Here is a 23086-nt window from a genome sequence, read left to right as displayed (position 1 = left end):
ACAACCATGTCCGCTGTCCTCTCCCCCACTGCTGCCGCCGTCGAGCCGCTGCCCGCGCAACGCGCGCGCGGCTACTGGGCCTCGGTCTGGCTGCGCTTTCGGCGCGACCCGGTGGCCGTGGGCGCCGCCTGCGTGGTGCTGCTGCTGATCGCCATCGGCATCTTCGGCCCCTGGCTCGCGCCAGCCGACCCCTACCAGGCCTCGATGCTGAACCGGCTCAAGCCCATCGCCACCAGCGGCTACCCGCTGGGCAGCGACGAGCTGGGCCGCGACATGCTGTCGCGCCTGATCGTGGGCGCGCGGCTGTCCCTCTTCATCGGCATCACGCCGGTGCTGTTCGCGTTCGTGTTCGGCGCGGTCATCGGCATCGTGGCCGGCTACGCCGGGGGCGCCGTCAACAGCGTGATCATGCGCACCATCGACGTGTTCTACGCCTTCCCCTCGGTGCTGCTGGCGATTGCGCTGTCGGGCGCCCTGGGCGCGGGCATCCTGAACTCGCTGATCTCGCTGACCATCGTGTTCATCCCGCAGATCGCACGCGTGGCCGAGGCCGTGACCACCCAGGTGCGCGGGCGCGACTACGTGGAAGCGGCGCGCGCCTCGGGCGCCAGCGCCTTCACCATCGTGCGCGTGCATGTGCTGGGCAATGTGCTGGGGCCGATCTTCGTGTACGCCACCAGCCTGATCGCCGTCTCCATGATCCTAGCTTCCGGCCTGTCGTTCCTGGGCCTGGGCGTGAAGCCGCCGGAGCCCGAATGGGGCCTGATGCTCAACACGCTGCGCACCGCCATCTACGTGCAGCCGTGGATCGCCGCGCTGCCGGGCGTGATGATCTTCATCACCTCGATCTCGTTCAACCTGCTGTCCGACGGGTTGCGGACCGCCATGGACAACAAGGGTTAAGCCATGACGACCGAATTGCTGGCCGCCGCGGCCGAACTGCAACATGCCGAGGACGTTGGCGGGCCGGCCCAGCCGCTGCTGACGGTCCGCGGGCTCACGAAGCACTTTGCGCTCAAGGGTGGCGCGCTGCCCGGCGCGCCGCGCAAGGTGGTGCGCGCCGTCGACGGCGTGGACTTCGAGGTGCTGAAGGGCGAGACGCTGGGTGTGGTCGGCGAGTCCGGCTGCGGCAAGTCGACCACGGCGCGGCTGCTGATGCAGCTCATCGACCCGAGCGCGGGCGAGGTCGTGTTCGACGGCCGCACCGTGGGCAGCCGCGAGCTGCCGCTCAAGGAATTCCGGCGCCAGGTGCAGATGGTGTTCCAGGACAGCTACGCCTCGCTGAACCCGCGCCTGACCATCGAGGACTCCATCGCTTTCGGCCCGCAGGTGCACGGTGTGTCGACGCGCGAATCCGTGGCCCGCGCACGCGACCTGCTGGCCCGCGTGGGCCTGGAGCCCGGCCGCTTCGCCGAGCGCTATCCGCACGAACTCTCGGGCGGCCAGCGCCAGCGCGTGAACATCGCGCGTGCACTGGCCTTGCAGCCGCGCATGGTGATCCTGGACGAGGCCGTCTCGGCGCTGGACAAGTCGGTCGAGGCCCAGGTGCTGAACCTGCTCATGGACCTCAAGGCCGAATTCGGCCTGACCTACGTGTTCATCAGCCACGACCTCAACGTGGTGCGCTTCATCAGCGACCGTGTGATGGTGATGTACCTGGGCAAGGTGGCCGAGGTCGGCCCCTCGGACGCGCTGTTCGACGACCCGGCCCATCCCTACACGCGCGCGCTGCTGTCGTCCATGCCGTCGATGGACCCGGACAACCGCACCATGGAAGTGCCGCTGGCCGGCGACCCGCCGAACCCGATCGACCCGCCGAGCGGCTGCCGCTTCCACCCGCGCTGCCCGCAGGCTGCCACGGCCTGCTCGCGCACGGAGCCGCAGCGCGTCGTGCGCAGCACACAGTCCGTCGCCTGCCTGATCCACCAACGTGGCAGCGGCCACCCCCTCGCGAGCCTGGCATGAACACCACCGCAGAACCCTTCGTCCGCCTGCGCGACCTGCACGTGACCTTCACGGGTGGCCGCAAGCCCGTGCAGTCCGTCAACGGCGTGAGCCTGGACCTGCACCAGGGCGAGGTCGTCGCGCTGATCGGAGAGTCCGGCTCCGGCAAGAGCGTGACCATGCGCACGCTGCTGCGCCTGCACCCGCCGCGGCGCAGCCAGGTCACGGGCGAGGTGCGCGTGGCCGGCCGCGACGTGCTGGCCATGTCCGAGCGCGAGCTGGCGGACTACCGCGGCAAGATGGTCTCGATGATCTTCCAGGAGCCGCTGCTGGCGCTGGACCCGGTCTACCCTGTCGGCGCGCAGATCGTCGAGTCGATCCGCCGGCACGAGAACGTGTCCAGGGCCGAAGCGCATGCCCGCGCGCTGGCGCTGTTCGAGCGCGTGCGCATCCCGAGCCCCGAGCGGCGCCTGGCGGCCTACCCGCACGAGATGTCGGGCGGCATGCGCCAGCGCGCCATGATCGCGCTGGCCCTGGCCTGCAAGCCGCAGGTGCTGCTGGCCGACGAGCCCACCACGGCGCTGGATGCGACGGTGCAGATCCAGATCCTCTTGTTGCTGCGCGAGCTGCAGCGCGATCTCAACCTGTCGGTGCTGTTCGTCACGCACGACATCGGCGCGGCCGTCGAGGTGGCCGACCGCATCGCCGTGATGTATGCCGGGCGCATCGTCGAGGAAGGCACGGCGCGCGAGCTGATCCGCGCGCCGCGCCATCCCTACACTGTCGCCCTGCTCAAGAGCCGCGCCCATGGCGCGCTGGCCAAGGGCGCGCGGCTGGAGACCATCGGCGGCGCGCCGCCCGACCTGGCCGCGCTGCCGCCCGGCTGCGCCTTCGCGGCGCGCTGCGGCCTGGCGGAGGCGGCCTGCCTGCAGACCCGCCCCGAACCCGTGACACTGGCGCCGGGCCACCGCGCCCGCTGCCTGCGCACCGACGCCGTGGCCGCACTGGCGCCCGTGGCGGTCGGCTGACCCCCCTCAACACCGGAGACCACAACGATGCCCTTGCACGACCCCGCCCACGCCTTCGTTCCCTACCCTGACGTGCCCGTGCCCGCGGCGCCCACCGGCCCCTTGAGCGGCCTGCACTTCGCGGTCAAGGACCTGTACGACGTGGCCGGCTACCCCACCGGCGGCGGCAGCCCCTTCGTGCTGGCCATGTCGGGCATCAAGACGCGCAGCGCGCCCGTGGTGCAGCAGCTGCTGGACGCCGGCGCGCGCTTCGTCGGCAAGACCGTGACCGACGAGCTGGCCTTCTCGATGAACGGCAACAACGCGCACTTCGGCGCGCCCATCAACGGCGCGGCGCCCGAGCGCATCACGGGCGGATCGTCGTCGGGCTCGGCCTCGGCCGTGTCGTCGCAGCTGTGCGACTTCGCGCTGGGCAGCGACACCGGCGGCTCGGTGCGCGCCCCGGCCAACCACTGCAATCTGTACGGCATCCGCCCCACGCACGGCCGCATCAGCCTGGAGGCGACGCTGGACCTGGCGCCCAGCCTGGACACCTGCGGCTGGTTCGCGCGCGATGTGCAGACCTTCGCGCGCGTGGGCGCCGTGCTGCTGGGCGACGATCCGGCGCCGCTGCCCGCCAAGGTCCGGCTCCTGCGTCCCACCGATGTCTGGGCACTGGTCGAAGCGCCCGTGGCCGACGCGCTGTCCGCCGCCGTGGCGCGTGCCGAGCAGGCCTTCGGCCAGACGGCCGACTGCCGCGTGGCGCTGGAGTCCTGGGACGCGATGTACTGGAACTTCCGCTACATCCAGGCGCGCGAGGCCTGGCTGACCGACGGACCGCTGATCGAGCGCTTCGCGCCGCCGCTGGGCCCGGGCGTGGCCGAGCGCTTCGCCTGGTCGCGCGCGGTGACCGATGCCCAGGTGCAGGCCGCACGCAGCTTCCGCGAACAGTTCCGCGGCCTGCTGGCCACGCTGCTGGGCCAGGATGGCGTGCTGCTCATGCCGACCATGCCCGACATCGCACCGCTGCGCAGCGAGGGCGAGGCCGGCCTGGAAAGCTACCGCAACCGCGCGATCCAAATGCTGTGCATCGCCGGGCTGTCGGGCTTTGCGCAGATCTCGCTGCCGCTGGCGCAGCGCGCGGGTGCGCCGCTGGGGCTGTCGCTGCTGGGGCCGGCGGGCTCGGACCGTTCGCTGATCGCGCTGGCCGAGCGGCTGGCCGGCTGAGCCTAGAACTTGCCGCGCAGCGTCAGCATGGCGTTGCGCGGCGCACCGTAGAAGCTGCCGTAGTCCAGGTAGCCGATGGTGCTGTAGTAGGTCTTGTCGAACAGGTTGTTGACGTTGAGCGCGGCCGTCCAGTGCGCATCGATGCGGTACTCGACGAAGGCGCTGGCAATCGCGTAGCCGCCCTGCCCGATGCGGTAGTTGGTGGTGGTGCTGCCGACCGTGCCATCGGCGTTGCGCACATAGGCGTAGTCGTCGACGAAGGTCTTGCTCTGCACGGTGGCGCCACCGCCGAATTTCCAGCGGCTGTGCTCGCCCGGCAAACGGTAGGCGCCGAAGAACTTGAACAGGTTGCGCGGGTTCACGCCGTTGTAGCGCACGTTGTTGGCGTTCTTGTTGCGGTTGTCGTTGTAGCTGTAGCTCGCCGACAGCTGCAGGTCGGGCAGCACTTCGCCGCTGAGCTCGGCCTCGAAGCCCTTGCTGACGATCTCGCCCATGCCCACGTAGCAGCAGCTGCTGCCCAGGCTGCCGCTGCTGGCCGGGTAGGTCGTGTCGCGCACCGCAGCGCCGCTGCGCTCGATGCGGTAGAGCGCAAAGGCGCTGTGCAGGCGGCCGTTCAGATGCTCGCCCTTGACGCCCAGTTCGACGTTGCGTCCCGTCACCGGGTCCAGCGGTGTGCCGGGTGCAGGTCCAGCCATGTTGCTGGCCTGGGACTTGAAGGTCTCGGCCACGCTGGCATACGTTGTCCAGGTTTCGTCCAGCTTGTAGGTGGCGGCCAGGTAGGGCGTGAAGACGCTGTTGTCGCGGTACTCCGTGGTGGCGTTCGACGTCGCCGCGCCGCTGGTGTCGAGCCGCGACGACTGGAAGCTGTAGTGGTAACGGCTCAGACGGCCGCCCGCGATGATGTGCAGCGGATCGCTCACCTGGAACCGGACCGAGCCATAGACGCCGGACTGTTGGGTGAGTGGCCTCTGGCGCTGCCAGGGCACCATGGCCGCCGAGGATTGCCGGTAGGCATACGGGTCGAACGCGTAGATGTCCGGAACGGCGACCATCACGTAGGGCACGGGTCGGGCAAGCGTGGAACGATTGTCGAACCGGGACCAGTCAGCCCCCACCATCACGTCGTGCCGGCGCCCCATCAGGCCGAAGCTGCCCTTGAGCGCGGCGTCGATGGCGGTGTTGCGCCAGCTCTCGTGCTGGAGGTTGGAGCCACCGACGGTGCCGGCGCCGGTTGCGAGGTCGGCAGCGCCGTTGAAGTAGTGGTCGTAGCGGTCCTGCTCCGCACGGTCGTGGTTCAGATGGACATCCAGGCGCCAGTCGCTGCCAAAACGGTGGGCAAGCTGGGCGAACACCGACGTGATGTCCTTGTTGGCCCGGTCGTCTGCGCCGCTCAGATACAGGGTGCGCGGCAGACCCAGGTCTTCGCCCGTGCGGGCGCGGGGCAAGCCGTAGCCTTGGTAGGACGAATCGCGTCGGCTGTAGCTGCCGCCCAGGGCCACGGTGGTGCCGCGTGCGAGGTCTGCCTCCAGGATGCCGTAGGCCAGGGTGCGTCGGCTCTTGGCAACGTCAAAGAAGAAATCCTTGTCTTCATGGGCCAACACGGCACGGCCGCGCAGGCTGCCCGCGTCGTTCAACGGCCCGCTCACGTCGATGTCGCCGCGCTTGAAGTTGTCGCTGCCGTACTGGCCCTGAACGATGACCTGCTTCTCGCGCGTGGGCCGCTTGCGCACGAGGTTGGTCACGCCGCCCGGCTCGCCATTGCCGCCGAACAGACCGTCGGCGCCACGCAGCACTTCCACGCGGTCGTAGAAGGCCATGTCGTTGTCGATGCCGAAGCCGCGCGACAGTGCCGCGCCGCCGTCCACGCGCATGTTGAGTTCACCCATTTCGAAGCCGCGCGAAAGCGACCGGTCGGCCAGCATGGAGCCCTGGAAGCTCGTCACGCCCGGCATGGCCTTGAGCACATCGGGCAGCGTTGTCAGGGCCATGTCCTCGATCTGCTGGCGCGCGACCACCGAGACGGATTGCGGCACCTCGCGCAGGGACTGGCCGGTCTTGCTGCCCACGCTCGACGACTGGGCGGTGTACGCGCCCGTGCCTTCGGTGGTGCCGCTGCGGTCGGCCTCGGCCGTGACCGTGACTTCGCGCAGGCGCACCGTGTCCGCCGGGCTGGCGGCCGGCGCCGGTGCCTCGGCCGCGGCGCGGCGGACCGTCAGCCCGCCGCCGCCGGTGCGCACCAGTTCCAGCGCGGTGCCGGCCAAGGCCTGGCGCAAGGCCTGCTCGGGCGTGAACGCGCCCTGCACGGCAGCGGCCGTGACGCCACGCGCCAGTTCGGCATCGACCGACACGCGGGCACCGCTCTCGCCGGCGATGCGGGCCAGCGTGGCGTTGAGCGGTTGGGCCGGCAGGTCGTAGCGCCGCGGTGCGTCGCCTTGCGCCGCAGCCGTGGCGGCGGCCAGCGCCAGGGAAAGGGCCAGCGCCGTCAGGCGCGGCCGCAGGGTCATGGACGAATGCATGGTGGTGGCTCCAGGAAGTGCTCTCCCTGGCTTGAGCCGCGAGCGCGAAAAAGTGACACCGGGCCGCGCCGGCGCAGGTGTCAGGCGCGCATGGCGATGCGCACCAGCCAGCCGCCGCGGTACACGCGCACGTCGATGGGCAGCGTCTCGGCCAGCAGTTGCAGGCTGGCGTCGGTGTCGTCCAGCGGGTAGTGGCCCGACACGCGCAGCCGCGCGGCCTCGGCCGACACCTGGAGCAGGCCGCGCCGGTAGGCGCGCAGGGCCAGGACGACCTCGGACAGCGGCTGGTCCTGCGCGACCAGGCGGCCGCGTTGCCAGTCGGCCGCCCCTTCGGCCCAGGCGTCCGCGGGCAGGGGCGCGATGCCGTCCGCCGCGATCCAGGCGGCCTCGCCCGCGCGCAGCAGCTGGCGTTGCTGGCCGTCGCGCGTGGCGAGTTCGACGCTGTGCTCCAGCACCACGGCCAGGCTGCGGCCCTCGGCCTGGCGCACCATGAAGCGCGTGCCCAGTGCCTGCACCCGGCCCTGGGCCGTGTGCACGACGAAGGGCGCGGGGCCGGGCTGCACGCTGGCGATCAACTGGCCCCGGCGCAGATGGATGGCGCGCTCGGCGGCCGAGAAGCGCAGGTCCACCGACGAACGCGCGTCCAGCAGCAGTTGACTGCCATCGGCCAGCACATGGCGGCGGCGCTCGCCGGTGGCGGTGTGCAGGTCGGCCTGCCAATCCGGCAGCAGGCCCGCCTCGCGGCCGGCCCAGCCCGCGGCCAGGCTGACGCCCGCCACGCCCAGCGCGCCCCGCAGCACGCGGCGCCGGCGTGCGACGCGCTGTGCGGACAGCGCCAGCGCATGGCCCACGGCATCGGCGGCGCCGCTCGCGCGCGCAGGCACGTCGGCGAAGGCCTGGCCCACGGCGCAGGTGAGGCGCTGCCAGGCCTGGGCATGCGCGGGGTCGGCGGCGAGCCAGAGGTCGAAGGCCGCACGCTCGGCTGCGCCGGCCTCGCCCGACCGCAGCTCGACCATCCAGGCGATGGCGGCCTGGGCCGCGGGCGTGCGGTCGGCCACCATGTTCAGACGATGGCCTGCAGACAGCGCTGCAGGCCTTGCGCCATGTACTTGCGCACCATGCTGGCCGACACGCCGAGCCGCTCGGCGATCTCGGCATAGGTCAACCCATCCAGCTGGCTCAGCAGGAAGGCCTGGCAGGCCTTGGGCGGCAGACCGTCCAGGGCCCGGGCGATGCGCTCCAGCGCTTCCAGCCACAGGGCGCGCTCCTCGGGCGAGGGCATGAAGTCCTCGGGCTGCGCGGCCAGGCTGTCGGTCCAGGCGCGCTCGATCTCGCGGTGCCGCCACAGCTGCACGAGCACGCTCTTGGCCACGGTACTGAGGTAGGCGCGCGGCTCCTGCAGGCCGGCCAGCCGCCGGTAGCCCATGAGCCGGGTGAAGGTCTCCGAAGCCACGTCCTGCGCCTCGGCGCGGTCGCGCACGCGGCGGAACAAGCGGCCCAGCAGCCAGCCGTGGTGCGCGCGGAACAGGCTGTCCGCCAGGGCGGCATCGGCATCGGAAAGCGGGGGCTGGGGCATGGCAGCGGCCACGGAGGCCATCGATCAATGAGAACTGTTTTCAATTATAGGAATGCCGAGCCAGGCGACCGGCCGCCCGCAGTTCGGCGACAATAAGAACAATTCTTATCAACACCATCCGGCCGCGGCCAGTCGCTCCGCTGCGGGAATGGGCAAACGTCACGGGCCGAGCCTTGCTGGAGCGCTACCACCGCGAGCTGCTGAATTTCCTGACCCGCCGGGTGAGCGACCGCGACGCCGCGGCCGACCTGGTGCAGGAAAGCTACGTGCGCGTGCTGGCGGTGCAGCACGCCGGGCAGCCCATCGTCGACCTGCGCGCCCTGCTTTACCGCACGGCGCGCAACCTGCTCGTCGACCGCCACCGCCGTACCGCCGTGAAGCGGCACGAAGACTTGGCTGCGCTGCCCGAGCACGCGCAGCCCCAGGCCCCCGCGCACCTGCAACCCGACGAGGCGCTGGCCGCGATGCAGGTGGTGCGCGCCTACGTGGTCACCATCGAAGCCCTGCCCCCGCGCTGCCGCGAGGCCTTCGTGCTGCACGTGTTCGACGGGCTCAGCCATGCGCAGGTGGGCCAGCACATGGGCATCTCCGCCAGCATGGTGGAAAAGCACATCGTGCGGGCCATGGTGGCCTGCAAACTCTGCGCGCGGCAACTGCAGGGCGGCCGCCAGAGTGGGTGATCGCCCCGGCTGCTGCGTCTACAGTGGCAAGCCCCTGCACCAGTTGCCATGTCCCTGAACTCCGCCGCCTCCCGCCCCCCTCAGCACCGCGCAGCGGTCGATGAGGATGCCGATGCGCGCGCGTTCGAGGCCTTCGCGCAGCAACAGGATCCGCTGGATGTCGCGGCCGCGACCTGGGCCACGCGCCGCCGCAACGGGCTCGACGCCCAGAGCAACGCGGAGCTGCAGGAATGGCTCGCCGCCGACCCGCGCCACGCGGACGCGCTGGCCGACATGGACGAGACCTTCGGCGAAGTGGGCGAGCTGCCCCACGGCGAGGTCGCGTCCCTGCGCACCGCGCTGCCCGCACGGCCCGCCCCCGCGCCGCCACGGCGTGCCGTGCGCGACGGCACGCCCTGGTGGACCGGCTGGCCCCGCATGGTCCCGCAAACCACCATCGCCCTGGTGCTGGCGCTGGCCCTCGGCGCCGGCTGGCTCGGCTGGGACCGCTGGCAGCGCCAGCCGACCTTCGCGCAGGCCTTCGCAACGGAGCGCGGGCAACAGCGCAGCGTTACGCTGCCCGACGCCGCGGGGGGCGGCAGCACGCTGCAACTGGACACCGCCACGCGCCTGGAGGCCCGCCTGTACCGCGGCCACCGCGAGGTGCGCCTGGCCGACGGCCAGGCCATGTTCAGCGTGCACGCCGATCCCGCACGGCCCTTCCATGTGCTGGCTGGCCAGCTGCGCATCACGGTGGTGGGCACGCGCTTCTCGGTGCGGCACACGGCCTCGGGCATCGACGCCGGCAAGACGGTGGTGTCGGTCGAGGAGGGCCATGTGCGGGTGTCGCCCAGCGCGCCGGACGGTGCGGGGGATGCACTGGCGCCGGTCGAACTGAGCGCCGGCCTCATGGTCGTGGCCGGCCAGGACGGCCGCATCGGGCCTGCCACGCCGGTCGCCACCGCCGCCATCGCGCCCTGGCGCAGCGGCCGCATCAGCTTCGAGCACACGCCACTGCGCGACGCGCTCGCCGAGTTCGAGCGCTATGGCCGCACAGGGCTGGTGGTGCGCGACCCCGCCGTCGCCGCGCTGCCGGTGGGCGGCAGCTACAACCTGCGGCAGTTCCAGCACTTCGCGCGTGCGCTGCCGGAGATCCTGCCGGTGCGCCTGGTGCCGGCCGGCGAGCTCACGGAAATCGTGGCGCGCTGAGGCTTGCAACGCAACTTCAAAAAAATTCTTCGGTGACCTGAGGATTTCGGCCGGCGGCGCGTCTTCAACGGGGACCAGGGCGGGCGCACGGCGCAGCCGCCCGGCATTCCAACACCGTCGAGGAGTCTGCACCATGCGCACTGCGCGTTTCCGTCTTGTTCCCCTGGCACTGGCCGCGGCTGTCGCCGCAGCCTTGGCGGCCACCACCCCGCCAGCCGCTGCGCAGGCTGCCGCGCCCGTCGCCATCGCCATCCCCTCGCAGCCGCTGGCCCAGGCCCTGAACGAACTGGCACGCCAGACCAACCTGCAGATGAGCTTTCCGGCCGCGCTGGTGGCCGGCAAGACGGCACCGGCCGTCTCCGGCCAGCTCACGCCGCGCGCAGCGCTGGATCGCCTGCTCGCCGGCAGCGGCCTGGTGGGCGTGGTCGAACAGGGCACGGCCATCGTCCGGGCGGCCACCACCGGCACGGCCCTGCCCACGGTGGAGGTGAAAGCCGCCGCCGATGCCGCCGCCCCGCCCCCCATCTATGCGGGCGGCCAGACCGCCCGCGGTGGCCGCGCCGGCCTGCTGGGCAACCGCGACACCATGGACACGCCGTTCAGCGTCACGCAGTACACCGCGCAGTTGATCGAGGACCAGCAGGCCCAGAACATCGGCGACATCCTGGTGAACGACCCCTCTGTGCGCAACACCTATGCACGCGGTGCCGGCCGCGACGAGTTCAACATCCGCGGCTTCACGCTGTTCAACTACGACGTGTCCTTCAACGGCCTGTACGGCCTGTCGCCCCGCAACGCCAGTTCGCTGATCGGCGTGGAACGCGTGGAAGTGCTGCGCGGTCCGAACGCCTTGCTCAACGGCATGGCGCCGGCCGGCTCGGTGGGCGGCGCCGTCAACCTCGTGCCCAAGCGTGCCGGCGCCGTGCCGCTCAACCGCGTCACGCTCTCGTACATCGGCGATGGCCAGTTCGGCACCCACCTCGACCTGGGCCGCCGCTTCGGCGCCGACCAGCAGTTCGGCGTGCGCGTGAACGCGCTGCGCCGCTCGGGCGACATGCCGGTGGACCACGCCAGCGAACGGCTCGACGCGCTCACGGTGGGCCTGGATTTCCAGGGCGAGCGCGTGCGTGTCGAGGCCGACCTGAACCACCAGAACCGCACCACACGCGCGCGCAGCAGCCTGCTGTTCCCGCCGGAGTCCGGCACGGCGATCGGCCCGGCGCCCGACGCGAAGCGCAACTTCCTCGAGGAATGGACCTTCTGGAAGGCCAGGGAGACCTCGGCCCTGGTGCGTGCGGAAGTGGACGTGGCCGCCGATGTCAAGGTCTACGGCGCCGTGGGCCGGCAGACCTATGACTTCAGCAGCCTGCAGACCAGCTCGTTGCTGCTGAGCACCGAAGGCGACATCGTGTCGCGCCCGGCGCGGCTGGACGAGTACGTCGACACGACGACGGCCGAGGCCGGCATCCGCGGCAAGTTCAGCACCGGCACACTCCGCCATGAAGCGGTGCTCGGCCTGAGCACCTACCGCCTCGACCAGGGCACGCTGCGCGCCACGGGCGCGCTGATCCGCTCGAACATCTACCTGCCGACGCCCAACCCGCGCCCCGACATCGCGCTGGCCGGCCCGATCCCCAAGGTCGGCGAAACGCGTCTGCGCAGCGTGGCGCTGGTCGACACGGTCTCCTTCGACGGCGGCCGCTGGCAGGTGACGCTGGGCGCGCGCAAGCAGAATGTGGAGACGGTCTCGTTCACCAGCATCCCGCCACGCTACGACGAATCCGCCGTCACGCCGGTCGCCACGATCCTCTTCAAAGCCAGCCCGGCGCTGTCCTTCTACGGCAACTACATCGAAGGCCTGAGCCAGGGCCCGACAGCGCCCGAGGGTGCCTCCAACCCCGGCGAGACGTTCCCGCCAGGCAAATCGAAGCAGCACGAAGTCGGCGCCAAGTACGACACTGGAAACTTCGTCACGACGCTGAGCGTGTTCCAGATCGAGCGCCCGAACGGCTTCTTGAACCCGGCCACCAATCTCTTCGGCATGGACGGCCTGCAGCGCAACCGCGGCGTGGAACTGCTCACGCAGGGCCAGGCCATGGCGGGACTGCGCTTGCTCGCGGGCGCCGCGTACACCGACGGCAAGCTCGACAAGACCGAGGGCGGCGCGAACGACGGCCGCACCGCCCCCGCGACGCCGAAGCTGCAGCTCAACGCCGCCGGCGAATGGGACGTCGGCTTCCTCGAAGGCCTGACCCTCACGGCGCGTGCCGTGCGCACCAGTTCGCAGTACGTCGACACGGCGAACACGCAGCGGCTGCCTGGGTGGACGCGCCTGGACCTGGGCGCCCGCTACCGGTTCTCGACCGGCCCGGTGCCGATCACCCTGCGCGCGACCGTGGAGAACGTGGCCGACAAGAACTACTGGCTGTCCGCTGCACGCGAAGGGCTGACGGTGGGCGCGCCGCGCACCTTGCTGGTGTCGATGACGGCCGACTTCTGACCCCGTGGGCAAGGCGCCAGCCTGCGGCCCCTGGGGGGTCGCTTCGCGCGCAGTGGCCGCGGCCGTGGGCGGCTACCTGCTGGCCAGCGTGCTGCCGGTGCCGTTCGTCGCGCTGTGGCCGATGGCGCGCGTGGATGCCGTGCTGGCGGCCATGACTGCGGGCTTCGTGGTCTACGCCGCCGCGGTGTTGTGGGCCTTCGCCGCACGCAGCGCCGGCGTGGCGTGGGCCGGCCTCGCCGGCGCGCTGGCCTTGTCTGCACTGGCCGCCTGGGTCGTGCTGTGAGCCAGGCGCTGCTGCAGCCGGCCTTGCGCCAGGCCATGGCCTGGCTCCACACCTGGATGGGCCTGCTGAGCGGCTGGCTGCTGTACTTCATGTTCGTCACCGGCACGCTGGGCTATGTCGACACCGAGATCGACCGGTGGATGCGGCCGGAACTGCCGCCCGCCAGCGTCCCCCTGCGCGCCGAAGATGCCGCCCGCACAGGGCTCGCCTACCTCGCCGCGCACGCGCCCGGTGCGCGGCGCTGGACCATCTCCGTTCCGGTCGACCGCAACGAGCCCTACCTGCGCGTCACCTGGCGCGGCGCACAGGGGTCCGGCGCCCCGGCCGGGGCGGCCTTCCTCGACCCGGCCACCGGCGCGGCGTTCGCGGCGCGCCAGACCGGCGGCGGCCAGGCGCTGTACCAGATGCATTGGGCGCTGCACTACCTGCCGATCGCAGCCGCGGAATGGACCGTCGGCATCGCGACGATGTGCATGCTCGTGGCCATCGTCACCGGCGTGGTGGTGCACCGGCGCATCTTCGCGGACTTCTTCACCTTCCGCCCGGGCAGGGGCCAGCGGTCGTGGCTGGACGCGCACAACCTCGCCAGCGTCGTCTCACTGCCCTACCAGCTCATGATCACGTACTCGGGCCTGGTCTTCCTGATGTTCTCGTTCATGCCGCTGGCCGTCGTCGGCTGGTACGGGCCTGGTGCGCAAGGCAGTCAGGCTTTCCTCGAAGAGGTGTTCCCTTCGCCGGCAAGCACGGGTGCTGTGGGCCGGCCCGTCCCGATGGTGGCGCTGGACGGCTTGCTTGCCGACGCGCGTCCCCGGCTCGCGGGTGCGGCCGTCACACTGCTGGAATTCGACCACCCCGGAGACGCGGCCGCGCGCATCACGGTGGTGGGCGACTTCGCGGCTGGCCCGCTGCGTGCCGCCGACCTGTTCACCTACGACGCTGCCAGCGGTGTGCTGCTGGCGTCGCGCCCGCGGTGGACGTCCGGCCCCAAGGCATTGCGCGATCTCCTGCTCGGTTTGCACGAAGGCCTGTTCGCCGGCCCGGCGCTGCGCGCGCTGTACCTCGTGGCCGCCCTGCTCGGCACCGCGATGGTCGCGACGGGCCTGGTGCTGTGGACGGTGAAGCGCCGCCAACGCGTCGAGCAGGAAAGCGCGCGGGCGCACCCTGGCCTGCGCCTGATCGAGCGTCTGAACGTGGGCACCATCGTCGGATTGCCCATCGCCATCGCCACCTGCTTCTGGGCCAACCGCCTGCTACCGACCGACCTGGCCCGGCGCGGCGATTGGGAGATGCACGCGCTGTTCATCGCCTGGGCCGCACTGCTGCTGCATGCGGCGCTGCGCGCCACCGCCAGGGGCTGGCAGGAACAGTCCTGGCTGGCCGCAGGGGCGTTTGCGCTGCTGCCCGTGCTCAATGCGCTGACGACGCCGCGGCACCTGGGTGTTTCGCTGCCGCAGGGCGACTGGGCACTCGCCGGCTTCGACCTCACGGTGCTGGCCCTGGGCCTCGCCTTCCTCGGCGTGGCCATGCGGCTCTCGCGTCGGCGCCGCTGCACCGGGCGTTGACCCGGGTCGGCAAGGTTTCAAGCGACCGCAAGCCCCTGCAAGGTTTCGCGGAAACGCCGCGCCGCCGGCGTTTCGCGCTCCTCGCGCCAGGCCAGCGCGATGCCGATCTCGGTGTCTGCCCCCGGGCCGTGCAACGGCCGGAACGCCAGGCTGCGCGTGGCGTGCCGCGCGGCCACCGAAGGCACCAGTGCCACGCCCAGCCCGCTCTCGACCAGGCTGACCACGGTCTGGACCTGCACGGCCTCCTGCTGCACGCGCGGCACGAAGCCAGCCCGCTGGCAGGCCAGCAGCGCCATGGCGTGCAGGCCCGGCACGGCTTCGGCGCCGAAGATCACGAAGGGTTCGTCGCGCAGTTCCTCCAGCGCGATGCGCCGCCGCCGGGCCAGGCGGTGCGTCACCGGCAGGGCGGCGACGAAGCGGTCGCGCTCGACCGGCAACAGCTGCGCACCATGGGCACGCACCAGCGGAAAGCGCAGCAACGCAGCGTCCAGCAGGCCTTGCTGCACGTCGTCCAGCAAGCGGCGCGTGGTCGACTCGGCCAGCACCAGCTGCACCTCTGGATAGCGCGCGCGGAACACCGGCATCACCTGCGGCATCAGCGCGTAGGTGGCCGAGCCGACGAAGCCGATGCGCAGACTGCCGGCCTCGCCGCGTGCGGTGGCGGCGGCCACGCGGCCGAACTGATCGGTGTGGAACAGCGCGCGCCGTGCGTCTTCCAGCGCGGCCGTGCCGGCCGCTGTCAGCGCCGTGCCGCGGCGCGTGCGCTCGAACAGCTGCACGCCGAGCTGCTCCTCCAGCTTGCGGATCGAGGCCGACAGCGGCGGCTGCGACATGTGCAGCTGCTCCGCCGCGCGGTGGTAATTCAGGGTTTCGGCCACGGCGACGAAGTGGCGCAGTTGTCGGGAGTCCATTGATATAGGGGGGCTATCACAGGCAGGGAAAGAAATATTAGACGCGAAGCAGCTCGCGCCGAACAATGCGCCCCCATTCCATCCATGGAGACGAGACGATGGCACCGCTCAAGGGCCTGCGCGTGCTGGACCTGTCCAGCGTGATCTTCGGCCCGCTGGCCAGCCAGCTGCTGGCCGACTACGGCGCCGAGGTCGTGAAGATCGAGCCGCCCGAGGGCGACTCCACGCGCCACACCGGGCCCGCGCGCGAGGACGGCATGGCCGCGATGTTCCTGGGCGCCAACCGCAGCAAGCAGAGCGTGGTGCTGGACCTGAAGCAGCCGGCCGCGCAAGAGGCCCTGCAGGCCCTGCTGGCGACGGCCGATGTGTTCATGCACAGCATGCGGCCGCAGAAGCTCGCCGCGCTGGGCGTGGACCCGGAGACGCTGCGCCAGCGCTTTCCGCGCCTGGTCTACGCCAGCCTGCTCGGCTTCCTGCCCGGGCCGTATGCAGGCCGCCCGGCCTATGACGACGTGATCCAGGGCATGTCGGGCCTGGCCGACCTCATGGCGCGCCAGAACGGCGAGGTGCGCTACCTGCCGACCATCGCCGCGGACAAGACCTGTGCCCATGTGGCGGCCCATGCCATCCTGGCCGCGCTGTGGCAGCGCGAGCGCACGGGCGAAGGCGCGCATGTGGAGGTGCCGATGTTCGAGTCCATGGTGGGCTTCAACCTGGTCGAGCACTTCTACGGCCAGCATTTCGAGCCGCCCCTGTCTGCCCCTGGGTACCCACGCGTGCTGGCGCCCTGGCGCCGGCCCTACCGCACGGCGGACGGGCACGTGGCCATGATGCCGTACACCGATCTGCACTGGCAGCGCTTCTTCGCCGAGGTCGGCGCGCCGCAGCACGCGGCCGATCCGCGCTTCACCGGCATCGCCAACCGCACGCAGCACATCGCCGAGCTGCTGGAGCTGGCCGGGGCCTACGTGGCGCGCGAGAGCACCGCGCACTGGCTTGCCACCTGCGAACGGCTGGAGATCCCGGCCGCGCCGGTCGCGCGCCTGGAAGACCTGCCGCAGGACCCGCACCTGGTCGCCACCGGCTTCTTCGAGACCTTGGACGATGGCGCGCGCGGCATGCTGCGCTTTCCGGGCACGCCCGTGCGCTTCGACAGCCAGCGCCAGCCCGTGGCGATGCCGCCGCGGCTGGGCCAGCACACGCGCACGCAGCTGGCCGCCGCCGGTCTCGCGCCACAGCACATCCAGGCCCTGATCGACCAGGGCGCCGCCCGCAGCCACCCCACCGGAGACACCGCATGAACAGCCCCGCCGCCATCGACCGCAGCCTGCCCCGCCTCGGCCAGGGCTATGTCTGGCAGGACCTCACCGTCGGCCAGCGCCTGCGCACCTTCGCGCGCACCGTGACCGAGACCGACCTCGTGAACTTCATCGGCGTGACCGGCATGCTGGAGGCCATCTTCATCGAGGACGGCTACGAAGGCGCCGCCATGGCCGGGCGGCCCGTGCCGGGCGCGCTGACCTATGCGCTGATCGAGGGCTTCATCCTGCAGACCATGATCCAGGGCACGGGCCTGGCCATGCTGGAGCTGCACCAGAAGATCCTCGCGCCCGTGCTCGTGGGCGACACCATCGAGGCGCAGATCGAGGTCACCGGCATCAAGCCCACGTCCAAGAGCGGCCGTGCCGTCGTCGACTCGCGCATCGACGTGTTCAACCAGCGCGGCGTGCTGGTCATGACCTACACCGCCACGCGGCTGCTGGCCGGCCGCCCCTGAGACAACACACCACCATCGAAGGAGACACCATGAACCTGCCATCCACCCGCCGCGCGGCGCTCGCCCTCGCCCTCGCCGCCACGCTGGCGCCCTGGGGCGCCACGCAAGCCCAGGCCGCCTACCCGGCCAAGCCCATCACCATGGTCGTGCCCTTCCCGCCCGGCGGGCCGACCGACCTGGTGGCGCGCGTGCTCGCGCAGAAACTGTCCGAGCAGATGGGCCAGGCCATCGTGGTCGACAACCGCGGTGGCGCCAACGGCAACATCGGCGCGGTGGCGGTCACCAAGGCCGCGGCCGACGGCTACACGCTGCTCTACAACACCTCATCCATCACGCTGAGCCCCTCGCTGTACAAGAGCCTGCCCTACGACGCGCAGCGCGACCTGGCGCCCGTGGCGCTCACGGCGGTGGTGCCGCTGGCGCTGGTCGTGCACCCCAGCGTGCCGGCCAACACCGTGGCCGAGTTCGTGGCCTACGCCAAGGCCAACCCCGACAAGCTGTCCTACGGCTCGGCAGGCAACGGCAACGTGACGCACCTGGCGGCCTACCAGTTCGTGCGCGCCCAGGGCATCGTGGCTACGCACGTGCCCTACAAGGGCAGCGCACCGGCCGACGTGGACCTGGCGGCCGGGCAGATCCAGTTCATGACCGACACCATCAACTCGGTCATGTCCTTCGTGAAGGACAAGCGCATCAAGCTGCTGGCCGTGACCACGGCCAAGCGCATGTCGCTGTTCCCCGAGGTGCCCACACTGGCCGAGAGCGTGATGCCGGGCTTCGAAGCCGGCGCCTGGCAGGGCCTGATGGTGCCGGCCGGCACGCCGGCCGCCGTGGTGCAGCGGCTCAACGCCGAGGTGGCCAAGGCGCTCAGGAGCGCCGACGTGCGCGAGAAGCTGGCCCTGCAGGGCGCCGAGCCGCTGGGTTCCAGTCCCGAGGAGTACGGCGCCTACCTGCGCAAGGAAACGGAGCGCTGGGCCGGGGTGGTCAAGGCCACGGGCGTCACGCTGGAATGACGACGGAAACGCCCTGCTCCCAGCGCACCACATCGCAGTCCACCGCCTGAGCGGCGCGCTCGACGACGACGAAGTCGCCCGCGTCCACGGCCAGCAGCGCGTGGTGCCAGGTGCCCGGCGCGAGCACCACCCCCTGCGCGCCATCGGTCATGAAGGCCGCCAGCGCGCCCAGGTCGGGTTCGGGTGCCGCCGGTGCCACGACCAGCACGAAGCGCCGCTGCCCCAGCGGCACGAAGGTCTGGCTGCCCAGCGCGTGGCGCTCGAGCTCGCCCACGGCATGCGGAAAGCGGCGCGCCTGCGCGCGGAACAGCGCCAGCATGGGGCGCCCGCCCTCGGCCGACAGCGCCATGTCGGCCAGCAGGTCAAAGCGTTGCGAGGTGCCACCGTTGATGGGGCGTCCCGCGGTGCCGGCCGGCACGGCGATGACGGTGCCGAAGGGGGCGAAGGCGGCCGCGGTCAGCGGCTGGACGGACAGGGTGTTGTGCATGCGCCGATCCTAAGGAAAGTCCCCGTGCGGCGGTGCAACACGCGCAGCTATGATCCGCGCCCATGCCGCCGGGCCTCGTGGCCGGCGGCTTTTGTTTTTCGACCTTCTTCGCCGCCATGCCTCCTGAGAACGACCCGGGCCTGCCCGACGGTCAATCCCCTGCCGACGAACCGACCCGTGTGCCCCTGAAGATCGAGGATTGGCTGACCGTGCTGATCATGGCCGCGCTGGCACTGATCACCTTCGCCAACGTGCTGGTGCGCTACTTCACCGACCAGTCCTTCGCCTGGACCGAGGAGTTCTCGGTCTTCCTCATGATTCTCCTGGCCATGGTGGCCGGCTCGGCCGCCGTGGCGCGCGACCGGCACATCCGCATCGAGTACTTCAGCGAGGCTGGCTCGATGGCGCGGCGCAAGCGCCTGGCGCAGTTCGGCGCGCTGATGGTGGCGCTGCTGTTCTTCCTGATCGCGGCGCTGTCGGTGCGCGTGGTCTGGGACGACTTCCGCTTCGAGGAAACCTCGCCCGGCATCGGCGTGCCGCAATGGTGGTATTCGGTCTGGCTCCCCATCGTCTGCACGGCGATCGGGCTGCGCGCCGTCGGCCTCCTCGTCCGCCGCGGCCGGGCCGACAAGCCATGATCGCCACGCTGCTGTTCACGGGCTTCGTGCTCATGATGCTCGCGGGCGTGCCCATCGGCGCGGCCCTGGGCCTGGCCGGTGCGGCCTGCATCGCACTGGCCAATGCCGACGCGCAATGGTTCGGCCTCCTGGCCGTGCCGCAGAACTTCTACGCGGGTCTGGGCAAGTACCCGCTGCTCGCGATCCCGATGTTCGTGCTGGTCGGCTCGATCTTCGATCGTTCCGGCGTGGCGCTGCGGCTGGTGAATTTCGCCATCGCCATGGTCGGCCGTGGATCGGGCATGTTGCCGCTGGTGGCCATCGTGGTCGCGATGTTCCTGGGCGGCATCTCCGGCTCGGGGCCTGCCAACGCGGCGGCCGTGGGCGCGGTGATGATCGCGGCCATGTCGCGCGCCGGCTACCCGCCGGCGTTCTCGGCCAGCGTGGTCGGCGCCGCTGCGGCCACCGACATCCTGATCCCGCCCTCGGTGGCCTTCATCGTCTACTCGGTGCTGGTGCCGGGCGCTTCGGTGCCGGCGCTGTTCGCGGCCGGCATGATCCCGGGCCTGCTGGCCGGCATCGCGCTGATCGTGCCGGCGGTGTGGATGGCACGGCGCCACAACATGGGCCAGCTCGAATCCAGCCTGCCGCGCCCGGCCTTCTGGCAGAGCCTGCGCGAGGCCATCTGGGGTCTGGCTGCACCCGTGCTGATCCTGGGCGGCATGCGCATGGGCTGGTTCACACCGACCGAAGCGGCCGTGGTGGCGGTGTTCTACGGCCTGTTCGTGGGCATGGTGGTGCACCGCACGATCACTGTGCGCGACCTGTTCCCCATCCTGCGCGAGTCGGGCGAGCTCTCGGCGGTGATCCTGCTCGTGGTCTCGCTGGCCGGCATCTTTGCCTACTCGCTGTCCACGCTGGGCGTGATCGACCCGGTGGCCCAGGCCATCGTGAACTCGGGCCTGGGCGAATACGGCGTGCTGGCGCTCTTGATCCTGCTGCTGATCACCGTGGGCATGTTCCTGGACGGTGTCTCGATCTTCCTGATCTTCGTGCCGCTGCTGTGGCCCATCGTGCAGCACTACCACTGGGACCCGGTGTGGTTCGGCGTGATCCTCACGCTCAAGGTCGCACTGGGCCAGTTCACGCCGCCGCTGGCGGTCAATCTGATGGTGTCCTGCCGCATCGCCAAGGTGCGCATGGAAGAGACCGTGCGCTGGGTCGGGTGGATGCTGTTTGCCATGTTCCTGGTCATGGTGGCGGTGATCGCCTGGCCGCAACTCGCGCTGTGGCTGCCGGCCAAGCTCGGCTATTGATATTCCCAACGAAAGGAGTCTGTCCATGAAATTGCGCCGCTCGCTGCTCGCGCTGGCCGCCGTCGCCACCGCCCTCGGCACCTTCTCGGTGTCCGCCACCGCGCAGAACTACAAGGCCGAGTACAAGCTGTCGCTGGTGCTGGGCCCGCCTACGCCCTGGGGCATGGCCGGCAAGATCTGGGCCGACATGGTCAAGGAGCGCACCCAGGGCCGCATCAACATCAAGCTGTACCCCGGCGTCTCGCTGATCCAGGGCGACCAGACGCGCGAGTTCAGCGCGCTGCGCCAGGGCGTGATCGACATGGCCGTGGGCTCCACGATCAACTGGTCGCCGCAGGTCAAGGAGCTGAACCTGTTCTCGCTGCCCTTCCTGATGCCCGACTACGCAGCCGTGGACGCGCTGACCCAGGGCGAGGTCGGCAAGGACCTGTTCGCGCGGCTGGAGAAAGCCGGCGTGGTGCCGCTGGCCTGGGGCGAGAACGGCTACCGCGAGATCACCAACTCCAAGCGGCCGATCAAGTCGCCGGAAGATTTGAAGGGCATGAAGCTGCGCGTGGTCGGTTCGCCGCTGTTCGCCGACACCTTCACGGCGCTGGGCGCCAACCCCACGCAGATGAGCTGGGCCGACGCCCAGCCCGCGCTGGCCAGCGGCGCCGTGGACGGCCAGGAGAACCCGCTGTTCATGTTCCCCGTGCTCAAGCTGCACAACATGGGCCAGAAGTTCGTGACCACCTGGGGCTACATGGCCGATCCGCTGGTGTTCGTGGTCAACAAGGAGATCTGGGAGTCCTGGACGCCGGCCGACCGCGAGATCGTGCGCAAGGCCGCGCTGGACGCCGGCAAGGAAGAGATCGTGCTGGCACGAAAGGGTCTGGTCGAGGCCGACAAGCCGCTGCTCAAGGACATCGCCGGCTTCGGCGTGACAGTGACGCAGCTCAGCGCGGCCGAGCGCGACGCCTTCGTCAAGGCCACGCGGCCGGTCTACACCAAGTGGAAGGCGCAGATCGGCAGCGGGCTCGTCGACAAGGCCGAGAAGGCGATCGCGGCGCGGCCGAAGTAGTTCGCCGCCCCTTGGCGGCAGTGCTCCGACGCAGAGCCTGCCGCCGCCCTGCGCGCCTTCAGCGCAGGTATTCGCCGCTGGCCTCGGGCTGGAACAGCAGGGCTTCCACCCGCAGCGCCGCGGCCCGCCCGTCGGGCAGCGCCCAGTGCGCGACCTCACCCACCCTGGCACCCAACAGCGCCGTGCCGATCGGCGAGAGCACCGAGACCTGGCCTTGCGCGGCATCGGCCTCGGACGGGTAGGCCAGCGTCAGCTCGCGCGCCGTTGCACCGGCCTCGTCGGCCACACGCACGCGCGAACGCATGGTCACCACGTCGGGCGCCATGTCGGACGGTGCGACGAGGTCGGCGTTGTCAAGCAGGGCCTGCACGTGGGCATGGGCGGGGTTGCCGGCATCGACGAGCTTGGCGATGCGCACATGGTCGAGCTCGTTCAGGGTACGGACCGTGGCGGTGGGGATCGGAACATTCATTGCACACTCCTGTCGCAGAAAAAGAAACGCCGGGTGCGAGCCCGGCGATCCGATGTGGCGAAGAGGAGGAAGAAGTTCGCCGGGCTCAGGAGGGTGCGGTGGGCTTTCGGCCCACCACCAGCGGGCGGGCGGCCGGCTCCTGGCACGCGCACGCGCCCGTACGCGCTGCGCAGCAGCGGTACAGGGGGCGCAGTGCAGTCAGCATGGCGTGCTCAGTGCTGCAGGATCTTGTTCAGGAAGTCCTTGGTCCGCGGCTGGCGGGCCTCGGGGTTTCCGAAGAAGTCTTCCTTGGAACAGTCCTCAAGGATACGCCCACCGACGTCGATGAAGATCACACGGCTGGCCACCTTGCGCGCGAAGCCCATCTCGTGGGTCACGCACATCATGGTCATGCCTTCCTTGGCCAGGCTGACCATCACGTCCAGCACCTCGCCGACCATCTCGGGGTCCAGCGCCGAGGTGGGTTCGTCGAACAGCATCACGATGGGGTCCATCGACAACGCGCGCGCGATCGCCACGCGCTGCTGCTGGCCGCCCGACAGCTGGCCCGGGAACTTGTCCTTGTGCGCCATCAGGCCCACGCGGTCCAGCATCTTGAGGCCGCGCGTCTTGGCCTCGTCAGCGCTGCGGCCCAGCACCTTGATCTGCGCGATCGTGAGGTTCTCGGTCACCGACAGGTGCGGGAACAGCTCGAAGTGCTGGAACACCATGCCGACCTTGGAACGCAACTTGGGCAGGTCGGTCTTGGGATCGCTGACCTTGACGCCGTTGACGATGATCTCGCCCTTCTGGATCGGCTCCAGCGCATTGACGGTCTTGATCAGCGTGGACTTGCCCGAGCCCGAGGGGCCGCAGACCACGACCACGTCGCCCTTGTTGATGCTGACGTTGCAGTTGTTCAGCACCTGCACCGGGCCGTACCACTTGGACACGTCCTTGATTTGGATCAT

The 23086-nt window shown here is 70.6% G+C and carries 22 protein-coding genes; 15 read left to right on the top strand and 7 right to left on the bottom strand.

What is annotated here, in order from left to right; all coding sequences use genetic code 11:
* Positions 1 to 6 precede the first annotated feature (6 nt).
* From ACSQ4M_RS11145 to ACSQ4M_RS11130, 4 genes are read left to right on the top strand one after another with little or no spacing between them, the layout of a single operon-like run.
* The gene (locus tag ACSQ4M_RS11145; protein ID WP_436189599.1) at positions 7 to 903 is read left to right on the top strand and encodes an ABC transporter permease; all 897 of its coding nucleotides are present in this window, start codon (positions 7 to 9) and stop codon (positions 901 to 903) included.
* A gap of 3 nt (positions 904 to 906) precedes the next feature.
* Positions 907 to 1965 (top strand): ABC transporter ATP-binding protein, encoded by a 1059-nt coding sequence (locus ACSQ4M_RS11140; RefSeq protein ID WP_436189598.1) that lies wholly within the window; start codon positions 907 to 909, stop codon positions 1963 to 1965.
* Positions 1962 to 2972 carry an ABC transporter ATP-binding protein gene (locus ACSQ4M_RS11135; RefSeq protein ID WP_436189597.1) on the top strand — a complete coding sequence of 337 codons (1011 nt, stop codon included), beginning with the start codon at positions 1962 to 1964 and terminating at the stop codon, positions 2970 to 2972. Before ACSQ4M_RS11140 ends, ACSQ4M_RS11135 begins: the two co-directional genes overlap by 4 nt.
* A gap of 27 nt (positions 2973 to 2999) precedes the next feature.
* Positions 3000 to 4178, top strand: coding sequence for an amidase (locus tag ACSQ4M_RS11130; protein WP_436189596.1), 1179 nt, complete (start codon positions 3000 to 3002; stop codon positions 4176 to 4178).
* Positions 4179 to 4180: 2 nt separating this feature from the next.
* Here ACSQ4M_RS11130 and ACSQ4M_RS11125 read toward each other — a convergent pair whose 3' ends face one another.
* From ACSQ4M_RS11125 to ACSQ4M_RS11115, 3 genes are all read right to left on the bottom strand, one after another.
* Positions 4181 to 6694 carry a TonB-dependent siderophore receptor gene (locus ACSQ4M_RS11125; protein WP_436189595.1) on the bottom strand — a complete coding sequence of 838 codons (2514 nt, stop codon included), beginning with the start codon at positions 6692 to 6694 and terminating at the stop codon, positions 4181 to 4183.
* A gap of 80 nt (positions 6695 to 6774) precedes the next feature.
* Positions 6775 to 7755: a FecR family protein gene (locus ACSQ4M_RS11120; RefSeq protein WP_436189594.1), complete on the bottom strand. Its 981-nt coding sequence runs from the start codon at positions 7753 to 7755 to the stop codon at positions 6775 to 6777.
* A 2-nt stretch (positions 7756 to 7757) separates the two neighbouring features.
* The gene (locus ACSQ4M_RS11115) at positions 7758 to 8270 is read right to left on the bottom strand and encodes a sigma-70 family RNA polymerase sigma factor (protein ID WP_436189593.1); all 513 of its coding nucleotides are present in this window, start codon (positions 8268 to 8270) and stop codon (positions 7758 to 7760) included.
* A gap of 173 nt (positions 8271 to 8443) precedes the next feature.
* Here ACSQ4M_RS11115 and ACSQ4M_RS11110 point away from each other — a divergent pair, with 173 nt between their 5' ends.
* The 5 genes from ACSQ4M_RS11110 (at position 8444) to ACSQ4M_RS11090 (ending at position 14483) form a co-directional block, all read left to right on the top strand.
* Positions 8444 to 8950 carry a sigma-70 family RNA polymerase sigma factor gene (locus ACSQ4M_RS11110; RefSeq protein ID WP_436189592.1) on the top strand — a complete coding sequence of 169 codons (507 nt, stop codon included), beginning with the start codon at positions 8444 to 8446 and terminating at the stop codon, positions 8948 to 8950.
* 48 nt (positions 8951 to 8998) lie between these two features.
* A complete protein-coding gene (locus tag ACSQ4M_RS11105) occupies positions 8999 to 10138 on the top strand; it encodes a FecR family protein (protein ID WP_436189591.1) in 1140 nt (379 codons plus the stop codon).
* 133 nt (positions 10139 to 10271) lie between these two features.
* Positions 10272 to 12638 carry a TonB-dependent siderophore receptor gene (locus tag ACSQ4M_RS11100; RefSeq protein ID WP_436189590.1) on the top strand — a complete coding sequence of 789 codons (2367 nt, stop codon included), beginning with the start codon at positions 10272 to 10274 and terminating at the stop codon, positions 12636 to 12638.
* A gap of 4 nt (positions 12639 to 12642) precedes the next feature.
* Positions 12643 to 12921: a hypothetical protein gene (locus tag ACSQ4M_RS11095; RefSeq protein ID WP_436189589.1), complete on the top strand. Its 279-nt coding sequence runs from the start codon at positions 12643 to 12645 to the stop codon at positions 12919 to 12921.
* A complete protein-coding gene (locus ACSQ4M_RS11090) occupies positions 12918 to 14483 on the top strand; it encodes a PepSY-associated TM helix domain-containing protein (protein WP_436189588.1) in 1566 nt (521 codons plus the stop codon). The genes ACSQ4M_RS11095 and ACSQ4M_RS11090 overlap by 4 nt, the downstream gene beginning before the upstream one ends.
* 17 nt (positions 14484 to 14500) lie before the next feature.
* On the opposite strand, the gene ACSQ4M_RS11085 is transcribed toward ACSQ4M_RS11090, so the two are convergent.
* A complete protein-coding gene (locus tag ACSQ4M_RS11085; RefSeq protein ID WP_436189587.1) occupies positions 14501 to 15394 on the bottom strand; it encodes a LysR substrate-binding domain-containing protein in 894 nt (297 codons plus the stop codon).
* Between the two features lie 98 nt (positions 15395 to 15492).
* On the opposite strand from ACSQ4M_RS11085, the gene ACSQ4M_RS11080 reads away from it, so the two are divergent.
* Genes ACSQ4M_RS11080 through ACSQ4M_RS11070 form a run of 3 tightly spaced genes read left to right on the top strand, consistent with a single transcriptional unit; the run spans position 15493 to position 18184 of the window.
* Positions 15493 to 16695 (top strand): CaiB/BaiF CoA transferase family protein, encoded by a 1203-nt coding sequence (locus ACSQ4M_RS11080; protein ID WP_436189586.1) that lies wholly within the window; start codon positions 15493 to 15495, stop codon positions 16693 to 16695.
* Positions 16692 to 17171 (top strand): MaoC family dehydratase, encoded by a 480-nt coding sequence (locus ACSQ4M_RS11075; protein WP_436189585.1) that lies wholly within the window; start codon positions 16692 to 16694, stop codon positions 17169 to 17171. Before ACSQ4M_RS11080 ends, ACSQ4M_RS11075 begins: the two co-directional genes overlap by 4 nt.
* Positions 17172 to 17200: 29 nt before the next feature.
* The gene (locus tag ACSQ4M_RS11070) at positions 17201 to 18184 is read left to right on the top strand and encodes a tripartite tricarboxylate transporter substrate binding protein (RefSeq protein WP_436189584.1); all 984 of its coding nucleotides are present in this window, start codon (positions 17201 to 17203) and stop codon (positions 18182 to 18184) included.
* On the opposite strand, the gene ACSQ4M_RS11065 is transcribed toward ACSQ4M_RS11070, so the two are convergent.
* Positions 18171 to 18671, bottom strand: a complete 501-nt coding sequence (locus ACSQ4M_RS11065; RefSeq protein ID WP_436189583.1) for an ureidoglycolate lyase — start codon at positions 18669 to 18671, stop codon at positions 18171 to 18173. The two genes, ACSQ4M_RS11070 and ACSQ4M_RS11065, sit on opposite strands and share 14 nt — an antisense overlap.
* A 116-nt stretch (positions 18672 to 18787) precedes the next feature.
* On the opposite strand from ACSQ4M_RS11065, the gene ACSQ4M_RS11060 reads away from it, so the two are divergent.
* From ACSQ4M_RS11060 to ACSQ4M_RS11050, 3 genes are read left to right on the top strand one after another with little or no spacing between them, the layout of a single operon-like run.
* On the top strand, positions 18788 to 19309 hold the full coding sequence (locus ACSQ4M_RS11060) for a TRAP transporter small permease (RefSeq protein WP_436193991.1): 522 nt from the start codon (positions 18788 to 18790) through the stop codon (positions 19307 to 19309).
* Positions 19306 to 20604, top strand: coding sequence for a TRAP transporter large permease (locus tag ACSQ4M_RS11055; protein WP_436189582.1), 1299 nt, complete (start codon positions 19306 to 19308; stop codon positions 20602 to 20604). Before ACSQ4M_RS11060 ends, ACSQ4M_RS11055 begins: the two co-directional genes overlap by 4 nt.
* A gap of 25 nt (positions 20605 to 20629) precedes the next feature.
* Entirely contained in the window at positions 20630 to 21664 is a 1035-nt protein-coding gene (locus ACSQ4M_RS11050) for a DctP family TRAP transporter solute-binding subunit (RefSeq protein WP_436189581.1), read from the top strand.
* Positions 21665 to 21722: 58 nt separating this feature from the next.
* Here ACSQ4M_RS11050 and rnk read toward each other — a convergent pair whose 3' ends face one another.
* On the bottom strand, positions 21723 to 22136 hold the full coding sequence (gene rnk / locus ACSQ4M_RS11045) for a nucleoside diphosphate kinase regulator (protein ID WP_436189580.1): 414 nt from the start codon (positions 22134 to 22136) through the stop codon (positions 21723 to 21725).
* Positions 22137 to 22348: 212 nt separating this feature from the next.
* Entirely contained in the window at positions 22349 to 23086 is a 738-nt protein-coding gene (locus ACSQ4M_RS11040; RefSeq protein ID WP_056662844.1) for an amino acid ABC transporter ATP-binding protein, read from the bottom strand.

This window comes from Pseudorhodoferax sp. LjRoot39 (assembly GCF_964253035.1).
Lineage (GTDB): Bacteria > Pseudomonadota > Gammaproteobacteria > Burkholderiales > Burkholderiaceae_C > Pseudorhodoferax.
This window is presented reverse-complemented; position numbering and strand designations above follow the sequence as displayed.